29 protein-coding genes are annotated in these 23,645 nt (G+C 64.1%); 14 read left to right on the top strand and 15 right to left on the bottom strand.

The annotated features are described in order from the left end of the window. From QQK95_RS23015 to QQK95_RS23000, 4 genes are all read left to right on the top strand, one after another. Positions 1–885 carry a UPF0280 family protein gene (locus QQK95_RS23015; protein WP_284276695.1) on the top strand — a complete coding sequence of 295 codons (885 nt, stop codon included), beginning with the start codon at positions 1–3 and terminating at the stop codon, positions 883–885. Then, positions 878–1,462, top strand: coding sequence for an amino acid synthesis family protein (locus QQK95_RS23010; RefSeq protein ID WP_284276694.1), 585 nt, complete (start codon positions 878–880; stop codon positions 1,460–1,462). The genes QQK95_RS23015 and QQK95_RS23010 overlap by 8 nt, the downstream gene beginning before the upstream one ends. Beyond that, on the top strand, positions 1,459–1,920 hold the full coding sequence (locus tag QQK95_RS23005; RefSeq protein ID WP_284276693.1) for a MarR family winged helix-turn-helix transcriptional regulator: 462 nt from the start codon (positions 1,459–1,461) through the stop codon (positions 1,918–1,920). The genes QQK95_RS23010 and QQK95_RS23005 overlap by 4 nt, the downstream gene beginning before the upstream one ends. Before the next feature lie 131 nt (positions 1,921–2,051). Continuing rightward, positions 2,052–2,876: a three-Cys-motif partner protein TcmP gene (locus QQK95_RS23000; RefSeq protein WP_284276692.1), complete on the top strand. Its 825-nt coding sequence runs from the start codon at positions 2,052–2,054 to the stop codon at positions 2,874–2,876. Here QQK95_RS23000 and QQK95_RS22995 read toward each other — a convergent pair. From QQK95_RS22995 to QQK95_RS22970, 6 genes are all read right to left on the bottom strand, one after another. Next, entirely contained in the window at positions 2,873–3,625 is a 753-nt protein-coding gene (locus QQK95_RS22995; protein ID WP_284276691.1) for a DUF5131 family protein, read from the bottom strand. The two genes, QQK95_RS23000 and QQK95_RS22995, sit on opposite strands and share 4 nt — an antisense overlap. A gap of 107 nt (positions 3,626–3,732) precedes the next feature. After that, complete coding sequence (locus QQK95_RS22990; RefSeq protein WP_284276690.1) at positions 3,733–4,527, bottom strand: inositol monophosphatase family protein; 795 nt, start codon at positions 4,525–4,527, stop codon at positions 3,733–3,735. A 78-nt stretch (positions 4,528–4,605) separates the two neighbouring features. Continuing rightward, complete coding sequence (locus QQK95_RS22985; RefSeq protein WP_284276689.1) at positions 4,606–5,607, bottom strand: LLM class flavin-dependent oxidoreductase; 1,002 nt, start codon at positions 5,605–5,607, stop codon at positions 4,606–4,608. Continuing rightward, complete coding sequence (locus QQK95_RS22980) at positions 5,604–6,440, bottom strand: arylamine N-acetyltransferase family protein (protein ID WP_284276688.1); 837 nt, start codon at positions 6,438–6,440, stop codon at positions 5,604–5,606. Before QQK95_RS22980 ends, QQK95_RS22985 begins: the two co-directional genes overlap by 4 nt. A gap of 71 nt (positions 6,441–6,511) precedes the next feature. Next, complete coding sequence (locus QQK95_RS22975) at positions 6,512–7,681, bottom strand: AI-2E family transporter (RefSeq protein WP_284276687.1); 1,170 nt, start codon at positions 7,679–7,681, stop codon at positions 6,512–6,514. A gap of 113 nt (positions 7,682–7,794) precedes the next feature. Then, positions 7,795–8,856, bottom strand: coding sequence for an LLM class flavin-dependent oxidoreductase (locus QQK95_RS22970; RefSeq protein ID WP_284276686.1), 1,062 nt, complete (start codon positions 8,854–8,856; stop codon positions 7,795–7,797). Between the two features lie 221 nt (positions 8,857–9,077). Here QQK95_RS22970 and QQK95_RS22965 point away from each other — a divergent pair, with 221 nt between their 5' ends. Further along, a complete protein-coding gene (locus QQK95_RS22965; RefSeq protein WP_027047610.1) occupies positions 9,078–9,506 on the top strand; it encodes a DUF6481 family protein in 429 nt (142 codons plus the stop codon). Between the two features lie 114 nt (positions 9,507–9,620). Here the strand turns inward: QQK95_RS22965 and sugE are convergent, their stop codons facing one another. Both sugE and QQK95_RS22955 read right to left on the bottom strand, forming a co-directional pair. Further along, complete coding sequence (gene sugE / locus QQK95_RS22960) at positions 9,621–9,935, bottom strand: quaternary ammonium compound efflux SMR transporter SugE (protein WP_010912766.1); 315 nt, start codon at positions 9,933–9,935, stop codon at positions 9,621–9,623. A 202-nt stretch (positions 9,936–10,137) separates the two neighbouring features. Beyond that, a complete protein-coding gene (locus tag QQK95_RS22955) occupies positions 10,138–10,437 on the bottom strand; it encodes a hypothetical protein (protein ID WP_284276685.1) in 300 nt (99 codons plus the stop codon). A gap of 125 nt (positions 10,438–10,562) precedes the next feature. Between QQK95_RS22955 and QQK95_RS22950 the strand changes: the two genes are divergently transcribed. From QQK95_RS22950 to QQK95_RS22935, 4 genes are all read left to right on the top strand, one after another. Then, the gene (locus QQK95_RS22950; protein ID WP_284276684.1) at positions 10,563–11,372 is read left to right on the top strand and encodes a transglutaminase-like domain-containing protein; all 810 of its coding nucleotides are present in this window, start codon (positions 10,563–10,565) and stop codon (positions 11,370–11,372) included. 118 nt (positions 11,373–11,490) lie between these two features. Beyond that, positions 11,491–12,444, top strand: a complete 954-nt coding sequence (locus QQK95_RS22945) for a cation diffusion facilitator family transporter (RefSeq protein ID WP_284276683.1) — start codon at positions 11,491–11,493, stop codon at positions 12,442–12,444. Between the two features lie 76 nt (positions 12,445–12,520). Beyond that, positions 12,521–12,925, top strand: a complete 405-nt coding sequence (locus QQK95_RS22940) for a GFA family protein (RefSeq protein WP_284276682.1) — start codon at positions 12,521–12,523, stop codon at positions 12,923–12,925. 83 nt (positions 12,926–13,008) lie between these two features. Beyond that, the gene (locus tag QQK95_RS22935) at positions 13,009–13,821 is read left to right on the top strand and encodes a class I SAM-dependent methyltransferase (RefSeq protein WP_284276681.1); all 813 of its coding nucleotides are present in this window, start codon (positions 13,009–13,011) and stop codon (positions 13,819–13,821) included. A 10-nt stretch (positions 13,822–13,831) separates the two neighbouring features. Here QQK95_RS22935 and QQK95_RS22930 read toward each other — a convergent pair whose 3' ends face one another. Further along, positions 13,832–15,103 carry a DNA recombination protein RmuC gene (locus QQK95_RS22930; RefSeq protein WP_284276680.1) on the bottom strand — a complete coding sequence of 424 codons (1,272 nt, stop codon included), beginning with the start codon at positions 15,101–15,103 and terminating at the stop codon, positions 13,832–13,834. A gap of 103 nt (positions 15,104–15,206) precedes the next feature. On the opposite strand from QQK95_RS22930, the gene def reads away from it, so the two are divergent. From def to truA, 4 genes are all read left to right on the top strand, one after another. Then, positions 15,207–15,737: a peptide deformylase gene (def, locus tag QQK95_RS22925; protein ID WP_284276679.1), complete on the top strand. Its 531-nt coding sequence runs from the start codon at positions 15,207–15,209 to the stop codon at positions 15,735–15,737. Between the two features lie 6 nt (positions 15,738–15,743). After that, positions 15,744–16,697 (top strand): methionyl-tRNA formyltransferase, encoded by a 954-nt coding sequence (gene fmt / locus QQK95_RS22920; RefSeq protein ID WP_284276678.1) that lies wholly within the window; start codon positions 15,744–15,746, stop codon positions 16,695–16,697. Then, the gene (locus tag QQK95_RS22915; RefSeq protein ID WP_284276677.1) at positions 16,694–17,200 is read left to right on the top strand and encodes a GNAT family N-acetyltransferase; all 507 of its coding nucleotides are present in this window, start codon (positions 16,694–16,696) and stop codon (positions 17,198–17,200) included. Before fmt ends, QQK95_RS22915 begins: the two co-directional genes overlap by 4 nt. A 121-nt stretch (positions 17,201–17,321) precedes the next feature. Continuing rightward, a complete protein-coding gene (truA, locus tag QQK95_RS22910; RefSeq protein WP_284276676.1) occupies positions 17,322–18,068 on the top strand; it encodes a tRNA pseudouridine(38-40) synthase TruA in 747 nt (248 codons plus the stop codon). A gap of 35 nt (positions 18,069–18,103) precedes the next feature. Here the strand turns inward: truA and QQK95_RS22905 are convergent, their stop codons facing one another. Together QQK95_RS22905 and dapE are read right to left on the bottom strand one after the other, a co-directional pair. Beyond that, positions 18,104–18,736, bottom strand: coding sequence for a transporter (locus QQK95_RS22905; RefSeq protein WP_284276675.1), 633 nt, complete (start codon positions 18,734–18,736; stop codon positions 18,104–18,106). Positions 18,737–18,741: 5 nt separating this feature from the next. Next, a complete protein-coding gene (dapE, locus tag QQK95_RS22900; protein ID WP_284276674.1) occupies positions 18,742–19,935 on the bottom strand; it encodes a succinyl-diaminopimelate desuccinylase in 1,194 nt (397 codons plus the stop codon). A gap of 125 nt (positions 19,936–20,060) precedes the next feature. On the opposite strand from dapE, the gene QQK95_RS22895 reads away from it, so the two are divergent. Continuing rightward, a complete protein-coding gene (locus tag QQK95_RS22895) occupies positions 20,061–21,113 on the top strand; it encodes a 2-dehydropantoate 2-reductase (protein ID WP_284276673.1) in 1,053 nt (350 codons plus the stop codon). Here QQK95_RS22895 and QQK95_RS22890 read toward each other — a convergent pair. The 4 genes from QQK95_RS22890 to dapD all read right to left on the bottom strand — a co-directional run bounded on the left by QQK95_RS22890 (position 21,016) and on the right by dapD (position 23,521). Next, positions 21,016–21,789 (bottom strand): hypothetical protein, encoded by a 774-nt coding sequence (locus QQK95_RS22890; RefSeq protein WP_284276672.1) that lies wholly within the window; start codon positions 21,787–21,789, stop codon positions 21,016–21,018. The two genes, QQK95_RS22895 and QQK95_RS22890, sit on opposite strands and share 98 nt — an antisense overlap. 57 nt (positions 21,790–21,846) lie before the next feature. After that, the gene (locus tag QQK95_RS22885) at positions 21,847–22,239 is read right to left on the bottom strand and encodes a DUF805 domain-containing protein (RefSeq protein ID WP_284276671.1); all 393 of its coding nucleotides are present in this window, start codon (positions 22,237–22,239) and stop codon (positions 21,847–21,849) included. After that, positions 22,232–22,594, bottom strand: coding sequence for a DUF805 domain-containing protein (locus QQK95_RS22880; protein ID WP_284276670.1), 363 nt, complete (start codon positions 22,592–22,594; stop codon positions 22,232–22,234). Before QQK95_RS22880 ends, QQK95_RS22885 begins: the two co-directional genes overlap by 8 nt. 72 nt (positions 22,595–22,666) lie before the next feature. Next, positions 22,667–23,521, bottom strand: coding sequence for a 2,3,4,5-tetrahydropyridine-2,6-dicarboxylate N-succinyltransferase (gene dapD / locus QQK95_RS22875; protein ID WP_284276669.1), 855 nt, complete (start codon positions 23,519–23,521; stop codon positions 22,667–22,669). Positions 23,522–23,645: the final 124 nt, after the last annotated feature.

Below are 23,645 nucleotides of genomic sequence, written 5' to 3'. Positions count from 1 at the left end.
ATGGATGGCCCGCAGGCGCATTGGCTGCAGGACGGCAAGCGGCTGCATCTCAACCATGGGCCGATCGATCTGATCGTCGAGGCCTTTGGCGAGACCCAGGAATGCCGCCTGGCCTATGAGCAAGCCGTCGCGCGCTTCCAGACGATCCTGATCGAGCTGGTCAGGGAGCTTCCCGAATTGCGGCTCCCGGCATTTTTCCTGGCCCCGCGCGCCTTCAACGGGCCGACGGCGCGCCGCATGGAAGCGGCCGTCATGCCGCTCGCGGAATGTTTCATAACGCCGATGGCCGCCGTTGCGGGATCGGTAGCCGACGAAATGCTTGCCGCATTGCTCGCCGGCCGCAAGCTCGAGCGCGCCTATGTCAACAATGGCGGCGACAGCGCCCTCCACATCGGCAAGGGCCGGTCGATCGGCCTGGCCGTCGCCGGCACCGGCAACGGAATGGCCGACCGGATCACGATCCGTGCGGAAGATGGCGTTCGCGGCGTCGCCACCAGCGGCTGGCGCGGCCGGTCCTTCTCACTTGGCATTGCCGACGCCGTCACCGTGCTGGCGCGGACCGGCGCCGAGGCCGATGCGGCGGCGACGCTCATTGCCAACGCGGTGGACCTGCCCGGCAATCCCGCCATCAGGCGCATTCCCGCACGTGAATTGGCGCCCGACAGCGACCTCGGCGCCCGGCTGGTGACGCAAGGCGTCGGCACGCTTGCGCCTGGCGAGGTGGCGCGGGCGCTGGACAACGGCCTTGCCGTCGCAGAAGATTTTCGCCGGCGCGGCCTGATTGCCGGATCGGCGCTGTTTCTTGGCGGCGAGGCCCGTATCAGTGGTTCCGTGGCGCTTGCCGCGCCCAACAAAAATCCGAGGGAGGAAGTTGCCCATGCCTGAGTTTCCGATCCGCAAGATAGCGGTGCTGAGCGAAGAGATATTTCATGAAGGCGGGCCGGTCGCGGACGTGCCGCGCCGGCGGGCGGCGGCCATGGCCGTGGTCAAGAACCCGTTCGCCGGCCGCTATGTCGAGGATCTGCAGAGCGCCATGGACGATCTGAAGCCGCTTGGCCTGCTGCTTTCCGACAGGCTGATCGCCGCGTTGGGCGGCGACGTCAAACAGATCGACGGTTACGGCAAGGGCGCCATTGTCGGCACGGCGGGCGAACTGGAGCACGGCGCGCTCTGGCACGTGCCGGGCGGCTACGCCATGCGCGAGCGGCTAGGCGATGCCAAGGCGATCGTGCCGTCGGCCAAGAAGGTCGGCGCCTTCGGCTCGAAGCTCGACGTGCCGCTCGGCCACATCAACGCCGCCTATGTGCGCAGCCATTTCGACGCCATGGAAGTCGGCATCAGCGACGGCCCGCGGCCCGACGAGATTCTTTTTTGTCTGGCCATGACCTGCGGGCCGCGCATCCACAACCGCATGGGTGGGTTGGCGGCAGCCGATATCAAGGCCTGGGACGGGCTGCGGTGAGCGGCGAGGACAATCTGCTCAAGCTGGTCGAGGTCGAAGAGCCCGAGGAGCACGATTACCTCCTGCAGGAGCAGGTCGGCTTCATCCTGCGCAAGGCGCACCAGCGCCATGTCTCGATCTTCGCCGCGCATATCGGCGACCTGACGCCACCGCAATTCGCCGCGCTGGCCAAGCTGCGCGATGTCGGCGAGACCTCGCAGAACCAGCTCGGCACGCTGATCGCCATGGATGCGGCGACGGTGAAGGGCGTCATCGACCGGCTGAAGGCGCGCGGCCTGGTCGAGCTCTCCAAGCATGAGATCGACAAAAGGCGGCTGCTGGTCAATCTGACCGCCGAAGGGCGCGACGCCATCGAACGCCTGATCCCGCTGGCGCGCGAGATCACCAGGGAAACGCTGGCGCCGCTCTCGGCCAAGGAGATCGCCACTTTCATGAAGCTGCTGGCCAAGCTGGCGTAGTTCCAAGATAGCCTGACGTTGCAAGCTAGATTCCGTGCCGCACGGGTGAGACGTGGTCTTCCCAGCAGGGTGGGTCGATCATCGCTTGTCGATCAACACTAAAGGTGATTGGATCGAACAAAACGGGGGCAATGGTGGGGCAGCTTATCGCAGGCGACGATGGATCGCCCGTAGAGGAGGTAGGCGCCTGGGCCAAAACCAAGCACGAATATCTATGCCGCTATGTCGATATCAGCCGTGGCGTCCGGTCGAGATGGCTCGACCCGGGAAAGGCTGGCGCGACGCTGATTGATCCGTTTTGTGGGCCGGGTAGATGTAAGATTCGCGGCGTCAATGAATTCATCGATGGCGGCGCGATTGCCGCCTGGAAAAAGAGCGTCGACAGCAATACGCCATTCTCTGCGGTATATATCGGCGACATTGAAGCCGAACGAGTTGAGGCCTGTGAAAAGCGGTTACGCGCATTAAACGCTCCAGTTGTGGCTTTCACGGGTGATGCTGTTGCCACCATCAAGATGTTCGTCAGCGTTCTGAACCCTCATGGTTTGAATTTTGCGTACCTAGATCCTTACAACCTGCAGACACTTAACTTCGAGATGATCCGGACGTTGTCAGGCCTACGGCATATCGACATGCTCGTACATGTAAGCCAAATGGACCTGCAGCGGAATCTCGACAACTACTCGTCGGGCGACTCGACAGTATTCGATGCCTTCATTCCTGGTTGGCGTGATGCCATCAAAGCTGGAAGCGTCACGGCAACGCGCCAGGCAATTTTGCGATATTGGTCCGAACTTGTTGGGCGACTTGGCGTGTGGCCCTCTTTGGAACCCAAACTAATCACCGGCCCCGGCAACCAGCCTCTATATTGGCTCCTGCTAGCCGCCAAGCATGAACTTGCGCTGGCATTTTGGAAAGTCGCCGCCAACAAGCAGAAGCAAGGCAGCCTCTTCTAGACTGTAGCTGTCGGCATCTCATCATAGATGCGACCGTTGAGCACGCGGCCAGCGGCTTTCTTGTTGTTGCCTCCCCACTGTTTGAAGAAGAATGCCGTGCCCGCGCGTCGGCACATCGTTTCAATCTCGTCGACCCAGTGAGGATTCATATACCGTGCCCCTGGTCCGCTTTCACCGCCTACGATCGCCCAATGAATATCGGTGAGATTGGCACCGGCTACAGACCCAATCAGAGGCTCTAGAGAAACGAACCGAATTGCTGCTGGCACTCGGCGAAGATCATCAAGTCGACCCAGCACTCGATGATCTTCAACACTGGTCCCGAGCCAGACATTCGGCAGAACGGGAAAATCGCCGCGTGTCAGGACCTTCGCCATGACTTCCGGGCGCTTCGTTAGAATCTGATAGGTATGTCGCGGCGTCTCTTCCATCACAGTCCACACCTGTCGAATAAAATCGGCGGGCACATCGACATGGAAGAGATCAGACATCGAATTCACGAAGACGCGGCGGGGTTTTGACCAAGTTGCAGGGATCGACAGCGATTTCGGATCGGTGATGACTTTCCCGGTCCACTTGGCCCGGCCACCGGTCTTCCGTGTTAGGCCCTGGTACTTGTTCATTCCCATAGCATCTAGTCTTGCTGCCATGCGCATCGCGTAGCAGTTCGTACAGCCAGCGGTCAGGATCGTGCAGCCCGCCACCGGGTTCCATGTCGCGTCGGTCCATTCGATTGAAGTCTCAGCCATAGGAAGATTCTCCTTCACGTTGATGGTTAATTCAAGGTGATGAAGCTTCCGTTATAGTACTTTGAAGGCTGGGCAAGGTTCCGGCCGCTCCCACCCGTGGCGAAGAATCAGGACCTGAATACCCCGGAGCACAGTTCCTGCAGCTTCGAAAAGACACCCTTGCCACCCGTGATGACCTGTGTGCCGCTCTGCAGCACCGTCTTGGGATCCGCCCTCAGGACGGTGCCGCCGGCTTCCTCGATCAACAGCATGCCGGCCAGGCAGTCCCAGGCGTTCATGTGTTCCTCGACGTAGCCAAGCAGCCGGCCCGAGGCCACATAGGCCAGCATCAGGGCGCCGGAGGCGTTGCGGAAGAAGACGCCACCTTCGGCGAGAAGCTTCTGGATCAGCACGGCGATGTTCTCGGCCTTGGCGCGGTTCGAGAACCCGGTCCCCACCGACCCTTCTTCCAGGCTGGTCGCGGCACTTGCCTTGATCGGCCTGCCATTGATGAAGGCGCCACCGCCGAGCCTGCCGTGGAACGTCTGGCCGGTCGACGGCTCGTGAATGACGCCGACGACCGTCTCCCCGTCCCTTGCGCAAGCGATCACCACACACCATGCCGGAATGCCGCGGACGAAATTGGCGGTGCCGTCTATCGGGTCGATGACCCAGACATGGCCGGTCGAGCTGGCGACAGAGGCATGTTCCTCGCCGACGATGCCATCCTGCGGATAGTCCTTGGCGATCGCCGCTCGGATAAACAGCTCGACCTCGCGGTCGGCTTGCGAGACCAGGTCCTGATGGCCCTTGCTCTCGATGGTCAGGCTTTCCAGGTCGCGGAAATATTCGAGCCCGAGTGCGCCTGCCCGCCGCGCCAGGTCGATGGCAAACTGCGTGCGGGCGTCAAGATCATGGGTCACGGAAAGCTCGCTCTTGCTGGGGATGCGCCCGCACTTAGCAGAGCATCGCTGCCGGCAAAAGCACCAGGCGGATAAATGTCAGGCCGCCTGCGACAGCGATTTGTGAGCGTCCGCCAGGATCTCGAACGACCGCACCCGCGCGGCGTGATCGAAGATCTGCGCGGTGACCATCAGCTCGTCGGCGCCGGTGCGACGCACGAAGGCATCAATGCCCTGGCGGACCGTTTCGGGAGAGCCGACGACGGCGCAGGACAGTGCCTGGCCGAGCATGGTCTTGGCCATCGGGTCGAGATCGCGGTCATAATTCTCGACCGGCGGCGGCAAGCGTCCCGGCCGGCCGGTGCGCAGATTGACGAAAGCCTGCTGCAGCGAGGTGAAGAGCAGGCGCGCCTCGACATCGGTGGGCGCGGCAAAGACGTTGAGGCCGAGCATGACATGCGGCCTGTCGAGCTGTTCCGACGGCTGGAAGCGCGAGCGGTAGATGTCCAGCGCATGGTCGAGCTCGGCCGGTGCGAAATGCGAGGCGAAGGCATAGGGCAGGCCGAGCATGGCGGCGAGCTGCGCGCCATAGAGGCTTGAGCCGAGGATCCAGATCGGCACGGCCTGGCCCTCGCTCGGCACGGCGCGCAGGCGCTGGCCTTCCTCCGCGGGCAGGAAATAACCCATCAGCTCGACGACATCCTGCGGGAAACTGTCGGCGCCGGCTTCGAGGTTGCGGCGCAAGGCGCGCGCGGTGTTCATGTCCGTGCCGGGGGCTCGGCCGAGGCCGAGATCGATGCGGCCCGGAAACAAGGCGGCCAGCGTGCCGAACTGCTCGGCGATGACCAGCGGCGCATGGTTGGGCAGCATGATGCCGCCGGCGCCGACGCGGATGGTTTTGGTGCCGCCGGCGACATGGGCGATGACCACGGATGTGGCGGCGCTGGCAATGCCCGGCATGTTGTGGTGCTCGGCCAGCCAGTAGCGCTTGTAGCCCAGCCGCTCGGCATGGCGGGCGAGATCGAGCGAGTTGGCCAGCGACTGCGAGGCATCGCTGCCTTGGACAATCGGCGACAGGTCGAGAACGGACAGTTCGGTCATGCGTTGGTCTCCACGATCTTCTTCTCACGCACCCTGGCCTCGAAAGCCGTGCGGTCGGGAATGATGATGCCGAGTTGGCCTTGCAGCGTGTCGGCGAGTTCGGCGGCAGTGGCTATCTCTGTCTGCTCGGTGCGGCCGCCAAGGTGATGGATCGACAGCCTGGCACCGCGCAGCGCGTAACGCCGGTCCGGCGCGGCGCGGGCCGCAATGACGGTGGAGAGGAAATGCGATGTCGGGCTGGTCGACAGGAAGTAATTGGTGACGGAGTAATCGACCTCGTATTGCGGCTGCAGGTCGAAGCGGTAGAGCGAGCGCCAGTCGCCGCCGATGGCGGCCTGCAGGCGGAAATGATCTCCGGCCTCGACGATGCGGAATGGCTCGTGCGGTGTCGCCTGTTCGCGGCCCGGCTCGAGCAGCAGCGGCGCGGTCAGGGTCAGGCCGCCGAAACCGACATCGGCGATATAGGCCCGGCCGTCGAGCTCGATGCGCAAAAGCATGTGGCTGCGCGCGGTGATGGCGTCCTCGCTCTGGCCCCAGAGCACGCGTGCGGCCAGGCCGCCGACCTCGAAACCAAGAGCTCTCAGCGCATGCATGAAGAGGAGGTTGTGCTCGAAGCAATAGCCACCGCGCCCGCCAAGGACGATCTTGTCCTGCAGCGCGGCAATGTCGAGCCGGACCGGGCGGCCAAGAAACGGATCGATGTTCTCGAAGGGGATCGCCTGCGGATGCGCGAAATGCAGCGCCTTCAGCGTATCCAGCGACGTGTCACGCGGACCGGCATAACCGATGCGGGCGAGATAGGCATCGAGGTCGAAGGAAGGAGCATCGCTCATAAGGAAGGCACCGGGCATTGATCGGCCGGATATAGGCATTCGATCCGGCCGTCGCAAACAACGTCCGCCTTCTAGGCCGTGGCCTTGCCGTTCTCCTCGACGGGTTCGTCCTCGACCACGGCGGTTTGCTGCGCGGCGAGGAAATTGCCGACATGGCCGAGCCCCTCGAAATGGTCGCAGAACACCTTGATGACGACCAGCAGCGGCACCGCCATCAGCGCACCGACGAAACCCCACAGCCAAGACCAGAAGGCAATGGCGATGAAGATCGCCACCGCGTTGATCTCGAGACGCCTGCCGACCACCATCGGCGTCACGAACTGGCCTTCGACGACATCGCACAAAAGCACGAAGGCCGGAGCCAGAAGCGCAAAGGAAATGGTGTCGAAGCTGATCAGCGCCATCACCGCGACCAGCACGATGGTCAGCAGCGCGCCGACATAGGGCAGGAAGTTGAACAATGCGGCGGCAACGCCCCAGACCAGCGGGTTGGGCATGCCGAGCGCCCACAGGCCAAGGCCGATGACCGCGCCGAGACCCGCATTGATGATGGTGACGGTGAGCAGATAGTGCGAGATCTCGCGCTCGACGTCATAGACGACGCGCAACGCCCGCTTCTTCTCGCTGAGGCTGGCGAAGGATTGGATGATCTTCTCGTAGAACATCGTGCCCGAGGCGAGCAGGAACAGCGACAGCACGAAGATGATGGTCAGGCTTGTTCCCGCCGACAGGATGTTGCTGGCGGCCGACGACAGTATGCCGGACTGGGCGACGGCCACTTTCTGGACGCCTGGCTCCTGCGAGGTCTCGGTCATCTGTTCGACCTGATGCGAGATCTGCATGATCTTTTCCAGCGGGCGCCGCAATTGCGCCAGTCGCTCAGTGAGCTGCTGGCCGATCGACGAGGTGTTGTTGAGGAGATCGATGACAGGACCTGAGAGCAGATAGCCGGCGCTGGCGAAGACGCAGATGGACAAAAGCACCAGAAGCGTCGCCGAAACCACTTCGGGAATGCCGCGCTTGCGCAGCAGCCGCACGATCGGCGTCAATGTCAGCGCCAGCAGGAAGGCGAGCATGACCGGCATGAAGAAGGCACGGCCGAAATAGAGCGCATAGACGGTCATGAAAATAAAGATGCCGATCAGCAGCGAGCGCATCAGACGCGTGTCCGCGCGGGCTTCGACGCGCGGATCCGGGTTTTCGGCAACGCCTGCCCCCATAGCGGCGGGTTCGGCTTTCATAATGGACCCTCATCGGTGCGCCGCAACTTGCGCAGTCCGTTGACGGGAAACGCCGGCGCGTCAGCAAGGTTCCGTTAGCCGGCGAGGCCCATGGAGTGGGCCCTGCCGTTGGCTTATGCGACCGGCGCTGCCACCGCTGGCGCGGACTTCGACGTTTCCTTGCGCACGATCGGCGCCACTTTGGTGCCGTAGAGTTCGATCGCCTTCATGATCTTGGCGTGCGGCATGGTGCCGATCGCCATCTGCAGCAGGAAGCGGTCATTGTTGAAGATCCTGTGCTGGGCGACGATCTTCTCAGCCACCTGCTCGGGACTGCCGACGAACAGGGCGCCGTTGGGACCACGCGACTGGTCGAAATGTGCCCGCGATGTCGGGCCCCAGCCGCGCTCGCGGCCGATGCGGTTCATCACCTCGGCCTGCGGGCCGTAGAAATCGTCGGCCGCCTGTTCGGTTGTGTCGGCGATGAAGCCATGCACGTTTATGCTGGTGGCGAGACCCGCCGGGTCGCTGCCGGCGCGCCTGGCGGCCTCGCGGTAGAGGTCGAACAGCGGCGCGAAGCGGGCCGGCTCGCCGCCGATGATGGCAAGCGCCAGCGGCAGGCCGAGCGCGCCCGCGCGGGCGGCGGACTGCGGCGTGCCGCCAATGGCGATCCAGACCGGCAGCCTGTCCTGGAAGGGCCGGGGATAGACGCCGCGATCGTTGATCGGCGCGCGCAGATTGCCGGACCAGGTGACCTTGACGCTGTCACGGATGGCGAGCAGCAGGTCCAGCTTTTCGGCGAAGAGCTCGTCGTAGTCTTCCAGATTGTAGCCGAACAGCGGGAAGGATTCGATGAACGAACCGCGTCCGGCCATGATCTCGGCACGGCCGTTCGAGAGAAGATCGAGCGTGGCGAACTGCTGGAAGACGCGCACCGGATCGTCGGAGGACAATACCGTGACCGCGCTGGTCAGCTTGATGCGCTTCGAGCGCTCGGCGGCAGCGGCCAGCGCCACGACCGGCGCGGAGGCGGCATAATCGGGCCGGTGATGTTCGCCCAGACCAAAGACGTCGAGACCGACCTGGTCGGCGAGTTCGACCTCCTCCATCAGGTTGCGCAAGCGCTCATGCGGCCCGATGGCGCCCGGGCCGGGCTGCGGGCTGACGTCGGCGAAAGTGTAGAGACCGAGTTCCATGTGATGTCATCCTGGTGTTGGGTTTTGCAGCTAGACGTAGCGAGCGAACTGCCTTGCCGCCAGAGGCGTGGACGGTGAACAGTGCATGTCGGTTTGGGCGGGAAAAGGCGTCTCCCGGCTGCAACATGACGGAATTTCATGGCTGGCATACCGATTTGGCGCTTGAACTCTCGGCATTCGCGCGTATGTAAGCCTCGCGAATTGACTTCAGGGAAGTGGACTTGGCTATCTACAGGGAAAAAGACATTTTCGAGCGGCGCAATGCCGCGAACGAGGCAAAGAAGGCGCTTCTGGAGCGCTTCAAGTCAAAGCCGGCGGCAGATGATCCTGCGGTGCTGGCGCGACAGGCCGAGCGCAAGGCGATCCTCCAGGCTCGTGAGATCCGCGAAGCCGAGAAGGCGAGGCTGAAGCAGGAAAAGCTGGCACGCGAAGCCGCCGAGAAGGCCGAGCGCGAGGCAGCAGCCGAAGCGGCACGCATCGCCGCCGAAGAGGCAGCCCAGGCCGAGGCCAAAATTCGGGAAGCCGAAGAGACCGAGCGCATTGCCCGCCTGCTCGCCGACGAGGCCGAGCGCAAGGCCAAGCGTGACGCACGCTATGCCGCGCGCAAGGCACGGACCGGCCGGGCTCCTCCGGGCTTCTCCGCCCGCTAGCAGCTTCGGCGCAGCCAAGTTCGAATATTGAATCAGGGTCGCCTTGCAGCGGCCCTGAAGGCATTTGTGCGGTGCTTTTGCCTTGTGGGATGCACAGTGGTGTCCGACACCCTCTCAGGCCGCGAATTTCAGCCCCATGATGCCGCAGACGATCAGCGCGATGCAGGCGAGCCGGATCGCGGTGGCGGGCTCGCCGAGCAGCCAGATGCCGAGCAGGGCCGTGCCAACCGTGCCGATGCCGGTCCATACCGCATAGGCGGTGCCGACGGGAAGCGCCTTCAACGCCAGGCCGAGCAATGTAAGGCTGACGATCATCGACGCAACCGTGAGGACCGTCGGAACCAGCCTGGTGAACCCATCGGTGTATTTGAGGCCGATCGCCCAGCCGATTTCGAACAGGCCGGCGAAAAACAGAAAAGTCCAAGACATCGGAGCGCTCCATCCAGCATCGGGCCGGAGACAGGATCCGATCCTCAGATGCCGATCATCATGGCGGGTCGTCCCGACCGAATTGTTGGGGAGGCGCGGGGTCGTCCCCGCGCCATGGATATAGGTTGTCCAAATGCCCGATCAACCCGGCGGCATCGTCTGACGCCGCGGGTGGGATTTGCCGCGCCTGACTTGCCGATGCCTACTTTTCCTTGATGCGCATCGCCTTGACCGGCGGCGCTTTCAGGGCGGGAGCGGGCGCCGGTTTCTTGGCATCCTTCTTCGGCTTGCGGGCTTCCTTGCCTGCCTTCATCGCACCTTTAGCCATGATTCGTTCCTCCAGTTGCGGGGAATGAAGTGAAACAAGAGAAACGCTTTGCTGCAAGGGGGCAGCGCCTGTCACGATCGCCGGTTGACCGCTTTCAACCAATTTCCAGACTCTTGTTTTGATGCAATTCCCAAGGGAAAGCGCTACGCGCTTTTCCCGGGAAAACCGCTTCACACTTTTCCTGGAATTGCTCTAATTTGCTCGTGAACCATCCCGGTCCGTGCCATTCTCAACTTCGCACTGCAGCATCGACCCGCGCTTTCGCCGGGTGATCGTCGAGCAGGCCGGTCAGGACGACAATGCGGATCCACATCGGCTGCGAGATGAGTTTCGACTTCCCGCAGGAAACGCCGCTCATCGCGATGCTCAATGTCCACTATTCGCGCGCCTCCGACCTCGAGCGCCCGGATTTCCTGACCTCCAGCCCGCCAGTTCCGATTCAGGGCTATCGCGACAGTTTCGGCAATTGGTGCAATCGCTTCGTCGCACCACCCGGACGGTTCACCTTCGGCACGGATGCGGTGATCCGCGACCCCGGCACATTCGAAATGGGCGAGCTGATGGCCTGGCAACACGAGGTGCGCGACCTGCCGGCCGAAACGCTGCTGTTCCTGCTGCCCAGCCGATTTTGCGAGAGCGACCTTTTGGCAAGCGAAGCCTGGCGGCTGTTCGGCCATACACCGCTTGGTATCCCGCGCGTACAGGCGGTGTGCGACTTCGTCCACAACCACATCGTCTTCAACTACGGCAATGCGCGGCCGACGCGCACCGCGGCGGAAGCCTATCGCGAGCAGAGCGGCGTGTGCCGCGACTTCGCGCATCTTGCCGTCACCTTCTGCCGGGCGCTCAACATCCCGACGCGCTATTGCACCGGCTACATCAGCGATATCGGCATGCCGAAGCCGTGGTCGAGCATGGATTTCGCCGCCTGGATGGAAGTCTATCTCGGCGGCCGCTGGCATGTCTTCGACCCGCGCAACAATGCGCCGCGCATCGGCCGAATCCTGATCGCCTCCGGGCGCGATGCGGCGGATGTGCCGCTGACCCATATTTTCGGACCAGGGACACTGGCCGGCTTCAAGGTGTGGACCGACGAGATCGTCGAATAGTCCCCGTCCCACCGGCCCCAGGCAAATCGAGCCTTGAACGACCCGGCAGTTGGCGCGTTATGGTGGAGCTGCGGCCGTCCGGCCGCTAGACTGGGCACGTGAACGGGGACCAAACCGCATGGCCGGGCGTGGCGGCTCCAAAATGGTCATCTATGCGGCGCTCGCCGGCAATCTGGCGATCGCGCTGACCAAATTCGCCGCCGCCTTCTTCACCGGCAGCTCGGCAATGCTGTCGGAAGGCGTGCATTCGCTGGTCGATACCGGCAATGGCGGCCTGCTGCTCTACGGCATGCACCGTGCCGCGCGGCCGGCCGACCGCACACATCCGCTCGGCCACGGCCGCGAACTCTATTTCTGGAGCTTCATCGTCGCGCTGCTGGTCTTCGCGCTGGGTGCCGGCGTGTCGTTCTACGAGGGCATCCTCCACATCATGGCGCCGGAGCCGGTCGCCAACGTCAAGGTCAACTATGTCGTTCTTGGCCTCTCCTTCCTGTTCGAAGGCAGCTCCTGGCTGGTGGCGCTGAAGGAATTCCGCCGGGAGAAGGGCAAGCAGAGCTGGCTGCAGGCCGTGCAATCGAGCAAGGACCCGAGCGTCTATACCGTGCTGTTCGAGGACAGCGCGGCGCTTCTCGGCCTGATCGTCGCCTTTGCCGGCATATTGGCGGCGGAGCTGCTGGAGATGCCGGAGCTCGACGGCGCCGCCTCGATCGGCATAGCGCTCATCCTCGGCGCCACGGCGATTTTCCTCGCCCGCGAAAGCAAGGGGCTGCTCATCGGCGAGCCGGCATCGCCCGAAGTGCAGAAAAGGATGCTGGCGATCGTGCAGCAGGATCCGGCGGTTCAGCGCGCGAACGGTGTCCTGACCGTCCATATGGGACCGCAAGAGATCGTTGCAGGGCTCAGCATCGAATTCGAGGACCATCTGGCGGCACCGGAGATCGAAGCCTGTGTCGAGCGCATCGAGGCACGGCTGAAAGAAGAGATGCCGGAGATCAGCCGGCTGTTCGTCAAGCCGCAGACCACCGGCACCTGGGAGCAGCGGCGCAAGCTGATCGAGGCGGCATCGAACTAATGCTGGACCAGTGCAGCGCGGTTGCTCCATCGCATTGCCTTGCTAAGATCAGGCGACGGATTTCGGAGGAAAGACCATGAAGATCGACGGCGGGTGCCATTGCGGCACCATCACCTATGAGGCGGAGGTCGACCCGGAAAAGACCTCTATTTGCCACTGCACGGACTGCCAGCAGCTGACCGGCACGGCCTTCCGCGTCACCGTTCCCGCGCCCGAGGATCACTACCGGATCACCAGGGGGACGCCAAAAATCTATATCAAGACCGGATCGAGCGGCGCCAAGCGCGCCCAGGCCTTTTGCGGTGAATGCGGGTCGCATCTTTACGCGACGTCTGTCGGCGACGGCCCGAAGATCTATGGAATAAGGGCGGGCACCGCGCGGCAACGCGAGGATCTGGTGCCGACACAGCAGAAATGGCACCGGTCGGCCCTGCACTGGCTTCCGGAATTCGAAGGCATGAGCATCGTGGAGGAGCAGTAGCTCCCTGCCTCCCGGTCGAAAGCCGCCCTTGATAAGCAATTATGTGCTAGCCTCGCTCACCATCAAACGGGCGGGCGACAACGATGTTGGAAACGGACAAACTGTTTGCCGGCTCGATCCCGGAAAACTACGACCGCTATATGGTGCCGTTGATTTTCGAGCCATTCGCCTCGGACCTTGCACGGCGGGCAGCGTCCTTCTCGCCCAGCGCCGTCCTGGAAGTCGCCGCGGGCACCGGGGTCGTCACACGTGCCTTGGCGCCAAAACTGTCGCCTGACGCAAGCTATGTCGTGACCGACCTCAACCAGCCGATGCTCGACTATGCCGCTTCGCGACAGGCTCCCGACAGTCGCATCCAATGGCGCCAGGCCGATGCCATGGCGCTGCCGTTCGAAGATGCGGCCTTCGATCTCGTTTGCTGCCAGTTCGGCGCGATGTTCTTTCCCAGCCGCCCATCCGCCTACCGCGAGGCCAGGCGGGTGCTGAAGCCCGGCGGACATTTCCTGTTCAACGTCTGGGACCGCATCGAGGAGAATGTGTTTGCCGATGATGTGACCAATGCGCTGGCAAGGATGTTCCCGAACGATCCGCCGCGCTTTCTGGCCCGCACGCCGCATGGCTACCACGATATGGCGCTGATCCGCGGAGACCTTGAGGAGGCTGGCTTCTCCGATGCGGCGATCGAGACGAGAGCCGAACAGAGCCGTGCGCCCTCGCCACGCATTCCGGCCGTGGCCTATTGCCAGGGAACGGTGCTTCGCACGGAAATCGAGGCCCGGGATCCGGGCAAACTCAGCGCTGCAACGGACTATGCCGCATCCGCGATTGCGGCCAGACATGGCAGCGGCGCGGTTGCCGCCAAAATTCAGGCACACGTCATCGCGGCCGTGGCTTAGGTGGGAACTATCAGTCGTCGCCTTCGACGACGCGCAGCCTGAGCTGGCCGGTCTTTGAATCGGCAACGCGCGGGCCGGGCTCGAGTTTCGCCGCGGGCGCCCGCGACGGCGTCTCCGGGCCGGCATCGCCATCGGCCTGCGCGCCGAACTCCAGCGCCTCGATCTTCTGGCCGCGCTTGGTCACCTTCGATGTCGAGACGAGGATATCGTCGATGTCCTTGGCCGACTGGCCGAAATGCACCTGCAGCTTGCGCACGCGCTCGTCGACGCGCGCCACATCCTCCATCAGCCGGATGACCTCGCCCTGGATCAGGTGCGCCTGTTCGCGCATGCGGGCATCCTTGAGGATGGCTTGGATGACCTGGATCGACAGCATCAGCAGCGACGGCGAGACGATGACGACGCGGGCGCGATGCGCCTTGTGGACGATCGCTTCGAAATTCTCGTGGATCTCGGCGAACACCGATTCCGACGGAACGAACATGAAGGCGGTGTCCTGCGTCTCGCCCTGGATCAGATACTTCTCCGAGATATCGCGGACATGTATCTCGATGTCGCGGCGGAAGGCCTGCGAGGCGACCTTCTGCAGGTCGGCGCCGTCGGCGGCGCGGATGGCATTCCATGCCTCCAGTGGAAATTTGGCATCGATGGCCAGCGACGGCGCGCCGTTCGGCATCTTCACCAGGCAATCCGGCCTGCTGCCGTTCGACAGGGTCGCCTGGAATTCGTATGAGCCCATCGGCAGGCCGTCGGCGACGATCGCCTCCATGCGCGACTGGCCGAAGGCGCCGCGTGTCTGCTTGTTGGAGAGGATGGCCTGCAGCTGCACGACCTGGCCGGCGAGCGACTGGATGTTGCCTTGCGCGGTGTCGATGATCGCCAACCGCTCCTGCAGCTTGGCCAGGCTTTCATGCGTGGATTTGGTCTGCTCGGTCATGGTCTGGCCGATGCGGCCGGTCATGGCGTCGAGGCGCTGGCCGATCGACTGCGTCAGCTCCGCCTGGCGCGCGCCGAACACTTCGGCGATGGCGCCCATGCGGCCCTGCATCTCGGCCTGGCTTTGCAAGATGCCGGCCATCCGCGCCTCGGCGTCGCGGGCATGGTCGGCGGCTTCCGCGGCAGCGACGGCGCGCGCCTTGGCCGACCGCCACAGCGCGACGACCAGCGCCACGAACAGGCCGAGGAACAACAAGGCGCCGAAGGCCAGGGCATGACCGAGGGTGATTGTCGAGGCGCCGAGCCGTGCGACGGGCTGCGAAAGGATGGTGCTCAGATCATTCATGTGGACAGCATAGCCGATTCGGTGGGCTGGCACAGATCAAAACGTGAACGAGGCTTGGACGCCCCGGTTGACGCTTTTCGCTGGACGTCTTACGTGGGACGCCATGCCGATCAAGCCGCTCATCATCCTTCCCGATCCCATCCTGCGCCAGGTTTCCAAGCCGGTGGAGCGCGTCGACACGCCCTTGCGCAAACTGGCCGACGACATGCTGGCGACCATGTATGACGCGCCCGGCATCGGGCTGGCGGCAATCCAGATCGGCGAGCCGCTGCGCATGCTGGTGATCGATCTCGCCAAGGAAGACGAAACGCCGGCACCGCATGTCTTCATCAACCCGGAGATCCTGGAAAGCGCCGAGGCGCGCTCCGTCTACGAGGAAGGCTGCCTGTCCATCCCCGACTATTATGCCGAGGTCGAACGCCCGGCTTCCGTTCGCGTGAAGTATCTCGACCGCGACGGCAAATTGCAGGAGATGGAGGCCGAGGGGCTGATGGCGACCTGCCTGCAGCATGAGATCGACCATCTCAACGGCGTGCTGTTCATCGACCATATCTCGAAGCTGAAGCGCGACATGGTGGTGAAGAAGTTCAAGAAGCTCGCCAAGGACAAGGCGCCAGGCAAGCTGGTGGGATAGGGGAAAATGCCCCTTCGCGTCATCTTCATGGGCACGCCGGAGTTTTCGGTGCCGACGCTGCGCGCGATCGCCGAAGCCGGGCATGAGATTTCCGCCGTCTACACGCAGCCGCCACGCGCCGCCGGTCGGCGCGGGCTGGAACTGACGCCGTCGCCGGTGCAGCGCGAGGCCGAGCGGATGGGCATCGAGGTGCGCACGCCGACATCCCTCAAGGCCGAGGCCGAGCAGGCCGCCTTCAGCGCCCTGCGGGCCGATATCGCCGTGGTCGTCGCCTATGGTTTGCTGCTGCCGAAGGCAATTCTCGACGCACCCCGGCTTGGCTGCATCAACGGCCACGCATCGCTTCTGCCGCGCTGGCGCGGCGCCGCCCCCATCCAGCGCGCCATCATGGCTGGTGACCTGGAAAGCGGCATGATGGTGATGCGCATGGAAGAGGGTCTCGACACCGGCCCGGTGGGATTGCTTGAAAAATGCGCCATCGACCCCGATATGACAGCCGGCGATCTGCATGATCGGTTGATGCGCGTCGGTGCTGCCCTGATGGTGGAAGCGCTGACGCGGCTGGAAAAGAACACCCTGACATTTACCGCGCAAGCGGCGGAAGGGGTGACTTATGCCAGAAAAATCGATAAATCCGAGACACGGGTGGACTGGACGCGGCCTGCGGCCGAGGTCCACAATCACCTTCGCGGCCTGTCGCCCTTTCCCGGCGCCTGGTCCGAAATTGACATTGGCGGCCGCGTGGAACGGCTGAAACTGCTTCGCTCGACGCTATCCGAAGGCCTGTCGCGTTCGGAAGATTTGGGCGAGTCGGGAGGAATTCTCGATGACCGGCTGACGGTCGCCTGCGGGACAGGCGCGATCAGACTGGTCGAAGTTCAACGTGCGGGCGGAAAGCCCGCCGCCGCGTCGGAATTCCTGCGCGGAGCCAAGATCGTAAAAGGAATGAAGTTCTCATGAGCATGATGTCGATACGCGCGGCGACGCCGCGGGATCGCGAGGCCATTCGCCTCGTCGAGGAACACGCCTTCGGCCAGCAGGCGGAGGCCGGGCTGGTCGACGCGCTGGTCACCGGCGGCGACGCCGTCGTCGAACTGGTGGCGGAAGAAGACGGCCAGGTGGTCGGCCATATCCTGTTTTCACGGCTGTTCGTCCAGAATGGCGGCAAGAGCCTCGCGGCCGTGGCGCTGGCGCCGCTGGCGGTGGAACCTTCGTTCCATGGCAGCGGCATTGGCGGCGCGCTGATCCGCGAGGCGCATATCCGCCTCAAGGATGCAGGCGAGACGCTGGCCGTGGTGTTGGGCGACCCGGCCTATTACGGCCGTTTCGGCTATAGCCATGCGCGGGCCGAGAAGTTCGAGAGCGAATACCAGGGCGAGGCGCTGCAGGCGCTGGCCTGGGGCGACGCTCCGGAGGCCGGCAGGCTGGTCTACGCTTCCGCCTTCACCGCTCTCGCCGCGTAGAGCAGTCCACCGTTTCATGGAAACGGTGACCTGCTCTACCTCTTTGTGTTAACGCAATTCCGGACAGAAAACCGTTTCACACTTCTCCTGGAATTGCTCAAGGCGAGAGCTCTAGCCGCACATGCCGCGTTTTCGCCTCGACATCGAATATGACGGCAGCCTGTTTGCCGGCTGGCAGCATCAGGCCGACCAGCCTTCGGTGCAGCAGGCGATCGAGCAGGCGATCGAGAAATTCTGCGGCGAGGCGGTGCGGCTGCGCGCCGCCGGCCGCACCGATGCCGGCGTGCATGCAACCGCCCAGGTGGCGCATGCCGATCTCGCCAAGCCATGGCCCGGCGACAAGGTGCGCGATGCCGTCAACGCCCATCTGCAGGCAGCCGGCGCGCATGTCGCCATCCTGAAGGCGACAATCGTCCCGGACGATTTCGACGCGCGCTTCTCGGCCACCGGCCGCCACTATCTCTATCGCATCCTCAACCGCCGCGCGCCCGCGGCGCTGGAAAAGGGCAAGGTGTGGTGGGTGCCGAAGCGGCTCGACGCCGGCGCCATGCACGAGGCCGCGAAACTCCTGCTCGGGCGGCATGACTTCACCACCTTCCGCTCGACCCAATGCCAGGCCAACAGCCCGGTTCGCACACTGGAACGGCTCGATGTGAGCCGGGCGGGCGACATGATCGAGGTGAGAGCTTCGGCCCGTTCCTTCCTGCACAACCAGGTGCGCTCCATGGTCGGCTCGCTCAAGCGCGTCGGCGATGGCGGCTGGACAGGGGCCGACCTCAAGGCGGCGCTCGAGGCGCGCGACCGCGCCGCCTGCGGCCAGGTCGCGCCGCCCGACGGACTTTTCCTCATTGGCGTCGATTATCCCTGATAGAACCCGCAGGCTCTATCAGAGCCCGGCGGGCTCTACCCCGGGAACGGTCCGGAAAGGCTCTGAGCCCCGATGTCGTCCGGCACGGAGATGCCAAGCAGCATCTGCAGCCCGAACAGCACCAGCAGCGAAGCGATGAACATGCCGACGAAAACGGCGGTGCCGACCGCCACGCCCTTGCCGATCGTGGCGTTGGTCATGCGCCAGGTCAGCGCCATCGACAAGCCAAACAAGAGCAGCGACACAAGGCTCGAGACCTGGCTTGCCGACGACAGGAAAAGCCTGATCAGCGCCGAGGGCAGCATCAGCCAGGCGGTGATGGCGGAGGCCCAGTTGCTGGCGACGACATAGTGGACGAAGCGCCCGCCAATGCCGGCGCGTGGCGCGACCAGGGCAAGCACGACCAGCGGCAGCACCCAGGAGCCGATATCGACCGTCGCCAGGCGCAACAGCATGCCGAAACGGCCCACGAAGGCGTTGGGATCGCCGATCTCGTTGGCGATGCCGACCCAGCCCACGATCAGCGCGGGCGCGGCGACGACGATGGCGAAGAAGGAATTCCAGAACCCGTCGGCCGACAGGTCGAGCAGGCGCAGGCCGTCAGCCTTGCCGAGCATCAGCCGCCAGGCACCGGTCAGCGAAGCTTGGGTTTCATCCGCCGAAAGCATGCTGCTCAGCCCTGTCCGAACCAGTCTTCGATGAAGCGCTGGTAGATCCGCGTCAGCGTTTCGAGATCGGCAAGGGCGACGCGCTCGTCGACCATATGCATGGTCTTGCCGACCAGGCCGAACTCGACCACCGGACAGTAATCCTTGATGAAACGCGCATCCGACGTGCCGCCGGACGTGGACAGCGCCGGCTTCTTGCCGACCGCCGCCTTGATCGAGCCGGCAAGCGTGTCGACCAACTTGTCGTCGCGGGTCAGGAAGACATGGCTTGGCCGGTCGCGCCAGACGAGGTCGTAGTCGACCGGCGTCTTCTTGCCCGGCCGGTACTTCTTGCGCTTGGCCGCCTGGTCCAGGCGGTTGTGGATTTCGGCCTGGACGGTCTCAGCCGTCCATGTGTCGTTGAAGCGGATGTTGAAGGTCGCGGTGGCCTTGGCCGGGATCACGTTGGTGGCCGGGTTGCCGACATCGATGGAGGTGACCTCGAGATTGGTCGGCTGGAAATCCTTGGTTCCCTTGTCGAAGACAGGATGCAGCAAGGCGTCGACCAGGCTGATCAGCCCGCGCACCGGATTGTCGGCAAGCTGCGGATAGGCGGCATGGCCCTGGCGGCCGTTGACCGTGATGGAACCGGACAGCGAGCCGCGCCGGCCGATCTTGATCATGTCGCCGAGCGCATCCGGATTTGTCGGCTCGCCGACGATCGAGGCATCCCATTTCTCGCCCCTGGAAGCGGCCCATTCGAGCAGCTTGACCGTGCCGTTGATGGCCGGACCTTCCTCGTCGCCGGTGATCAGCAGCGAGACCGAGCCCCTGGGGCCGCCATTGTTCTCGACATGGCGCGCTATCGCCGCGATGAAGCAGGCGATGCCGCCTTTCATGTCGACGGCGCCGCGGCCATACATCTCGCCATTGGCGATCTCGGCGGCGAAAGGCGGGTGCGTCCAGGCGGCTTCGTCGCCGACCGGCACGACATCGGTATGGCCGGCGAACATCAGATGCGGGCCGTTGCCGGACCGCCTTGCATAGAGGTTCTCGATGTCGGGCGTGCCGTCTTCCGAAAAGACCGGTCGGTCGACCAGGAAGCCGAGCGGTTTCAGCATCGTTTCCAGCGCGCTCAGCGCACCGCCTTCGGCTGGTGTCACCGAGGCACAACGGATAAGGGCGGCGAGGTTTGCGGCGGGGTCGGTCGGCAGCGTCATGGCAAAAGCGATAGTCGAAAGCGGAAGGCCTGTCACGGCCAGACATAGGGGCCAGCCCAATGGCAGACGATGGCGCCGACATTATGGTTTTCATGTCGTATAGTTGGGCCGGTGCGGAGCAGGAAATGGCAGGCGGGGAAAAACGGATCGTCATCGCCGGTGCCGGCAGCATCGGCTGTTATGTCGGCGGCTGCCTGGCGCTTGCCGGGCGGCAGGTTGTGCTGCTGGCCCGGCCGCGCATCGAGGCAGCGCTGCGGCAAGGTGGATTGCGCATCAGCGACCTCGACGGCCGCGATCGCCTGGTCAAGCCGGACGTGCTCGGGATCACCGCCGATCCGGCCGCCGCCTTCCACAAGGCGGATGTGATCCTGGTGACCGTCAAGAGCGGCGCGACGCAGGAGATGGCTGTGCTGATCAAGGCCCATGCCAGCCCCGATGCGGTGGTGATCAGCCTGCAGAACGGCGTCGACAATGCCGACAGGCTGCGCGCCGGGTCCGGCCAGCGCATCGTGCTGGCCGGCATGGTGCCGTTCAATGTCGTGCAATCGCCTGACGGCGAGCTGCCGCTGCGCGCCCACCGCGCCAGCGAGGGCAAGGTGATGATCGAGGGCGGCGGCCTTGCCGGTCTTCTCGATGTCGCCGGTCTTCTCGATGTCGAAGGGCTGGCGGTCGAGACGCATGGCGACATGAAGGCCGTGCTGTGGGGCAAGCTTCTGATGAACCTCAACAACGCGCTGGTGGCGCTGTCGGACCTGCCGCTGGCGAGCGAACTCGCCGACCGCCGCTGGCGCTTGATCCTGGCCGGCCAGATCGACGAGGCGCTGCGGGCGATGAAGGCCTCCGGCATCGCGCCGGCTCGTATCGCCGGGCTGCGGCCGGCGCTGCTGCCGAAGGTGCTGCGGCTGCCGGACTGGCTGTTCAAACGGCTCGCGCGGCGCATGCTGGCGATCGACCCGCAGGCGCGCTCGTCGATGTGGGACGATCTGCAGCGCGGCCGGCCGACGGAGATCGGCGAACTGCAAGGCGCGGTGATCGGCCTCGCCCAGAGAACGGGGACGCCGGCGCCGCTCCTGAAAAGCGTTACCGCTTTGGTGCGCGCGGCGGAGGTGGCGAGGCTTGGCCCGCCCGGCCTGGCGCCGGAACAGGTCGCGCCGCCGGGTGCCTCTCGATCAGCGTGATCTTCTGCCAGATCTTGCGCGACAGGTTGGATGCCAGGTTCTCGATGTCGTTGACGCCATCGATGACGACGTCGTCATTGACCGACTGCGCGAACAGCGCGGCGATCTTGCCGGTGATCGACAGCATTTCGGAGCAATAGTCGAGATAGCGCGCCAGATCGGCGGCATTGGTGATGCGGGCCGGGGAATGCGCCGTCGGCTTGAAATTGGCCGAGAGCGCGGCCGGATCCTTGGTCAGCTGGTGCATGTCGATGACATGGATCAGCGAGCGCAGGCCGTGCAGCTGGCGAAACACACGCTTGCGCTTGATGCGCTCCTCGGTGCGGATCAGCGCCAGCAGGCCGAGCACGGCGAGGATGATCATGTTGATCGTGGCTTCGATGCCTTGCACCGACTGCACCGCATCGTCGGCCTGGGAGATGTGAATGAGCGGCAGGATGGTGCCGACGAACAGGAAGATCAACGCGCCGGCGAGGACGGCGGCGATGATGAGCCCGCGCAGCCACCAGATCGGCGCTTCGAGCGCCTGGGCCGCCTTGGCCAGATCGCGCGACAGCGACACCAGTTCGGCGGCGACGCCGCGCAGCCCGGCCTGGGGGAACCGTTCCGCAACGCGCTCCTCAAGCCGTTCGGCGGTCTCGATGATCAGTTTCGGATCAAGCGTGCGGTAGCGCATGTCCGGCCGGCCCTCAGAGCATGATGCCGAAAAGTGTGAAGCGGCTTTCGGACGACGTCATGCTCTATCTCGTTGATTTTGTGCCGGCTCGTTGGTGCGCCGGCCATAGCGGTTGGGCCCAGGCTGCCCTGGAAACAGACACAACACAAGAAAGGCGACGATCGAGACGACCGGTACGAACAGGATCAGCGCGGCAATGCCCGGCTTGTCGAGGTCGTGCAGCCGCTTCACAGCCAGCGCGATGTTCGACCACAGCGAGGCAATGAAGGCGATGAAGAAGATGAACGACCACATATTGCCCTCGGCCGAACCTTCCGGCACCAGCGTGAAGCGGTAGAGCGGGAAGGCCTGGATGATGGCGACGAGCAAGCCGCCAAGAAAATAGGCCGCGCGGCTGACGCGGCCCGAGGTTTTGAAGAAAAGCCAGGTGAGATTTGAACTGTCAGGCAAGCGGGTCCGGTCCATATTGATTGGCACCGCTGGTGCCTTGGAGGATGCCGAGTTCGACCAGCAGCCAGATGCCGCCGATGACAGGTACGAGGCCAATCAGCGTCCACCAGCCCGACTTGTTGCGGTCGTGCCAGCGTTTGGCGTAGAGGGCAATAGCGAAATAGATCGATGCCAGCGCGAAGAGCATGCCGATAATGCCGACCTGGGCGCCGCTGCTGGTGGTGAAACGCGTGCCGAGGATCGAGTCGAGAATAAAGGCAACGATACCGATTACGATGAACACGCCGATGCCGGCCCAGAATTTGGCGCGATTGATGCGGCCGTCGAAACTTGTGAGCAGATACTTCCAGTCCATGTCACCCCTCCATGTTGAACCAGCGCGACGCATTGTCGCGCCGGCGGAAGGTGCGCCCGCCCGGCGGAAAGATCAATCGCGTAGCAATTCATTGATCGAGGTCTTCGACCGGGTCTTGGCGTCGACGCGCTTGACGATGACGGCGCAGTAGAGGCCGGGGCCGGGCTCGTTGTTCGGAAAGGGCTTGCCCGGCAGCGAGCCGGCGACGACCACCGAATTGGGCGGCACTTCGCCGTAGAAGATCTCACCGGTGGCGCGGTCGACGATCTTGGTCGACTGGCCGATGAAGACACCCATGCCGAGCACCGAGCCTTCGCGCACGATGCAGCCCTCGACGACTTCCGAACGCGCGCCGATGAAGCAATTGTCCTCGATGATGGTGGGGCCGGCCTGCATCGGCTCCAGCACGCCGCCGATGCCGACCCCGCCCGACAGATGCACGTTCTTGCCGATCTGGGCGCAGGAGCCGACCGAGGCCCAGGTGTCGACCATGGTGCCCGTGTCGACATAGGCGCCGACATTGACGAAGGATGGCATCAGCACGGCGCCCGGCGCGACGTAGGCGGAACGGCGCACGACCGACGACGGCACGGCGCGAAAGCCCGCCTTCTCGAAATCGACGGCGCTCCAGCCGTCGAACTTGGACGGCACCTTGTCCCACCAGACGGCCTGGCCCGGACCACCCTTGATGATCTCCATCGGGTTGAGCCGGAAGGAGAGCAGCACGGCCTTCTTCAGCCATTGGTTGACGTGCCACTTGCCGTCGGCCTGGCGCTCGGCGACGCGCGCCGTGCCGCGGTCAAGCAGGTCGAGGGCCGACTGGATGGCGTCGCGCGTCTCGCCGCGGGTCGCGGTCGAAATCGTGTCGCGTTCGTCGAAGGCCTTCTCAATGGTCTTTTCGAGGCTCGCCAGATCGGGCTTCGACATGAATTCGCTCCATTACCAAGCTGTTAAGGGGCTGCGCCTTAACCTGTTTTGAAGTCGCGTGGACCGCAGGCATGCTTCGCCTGCCTGGGTCTTTGCATGTAGCAGGTTCTTGTCGCAAAACCGC

Source organism: Mesorhizobium huakuii, assembly GCF_030160235.1.
GTDB classification, from domain to species: domain Bacteria; phylum Pseudomonadota; class Alphaproteobacteria; order Rhizobiales; family Rhizobiaceae; genus Mesorhizobium; species Mesorhizobium huakuii.
This window is presented reverse-complemented; position numbering and strand designations above follow the sequence as displayed.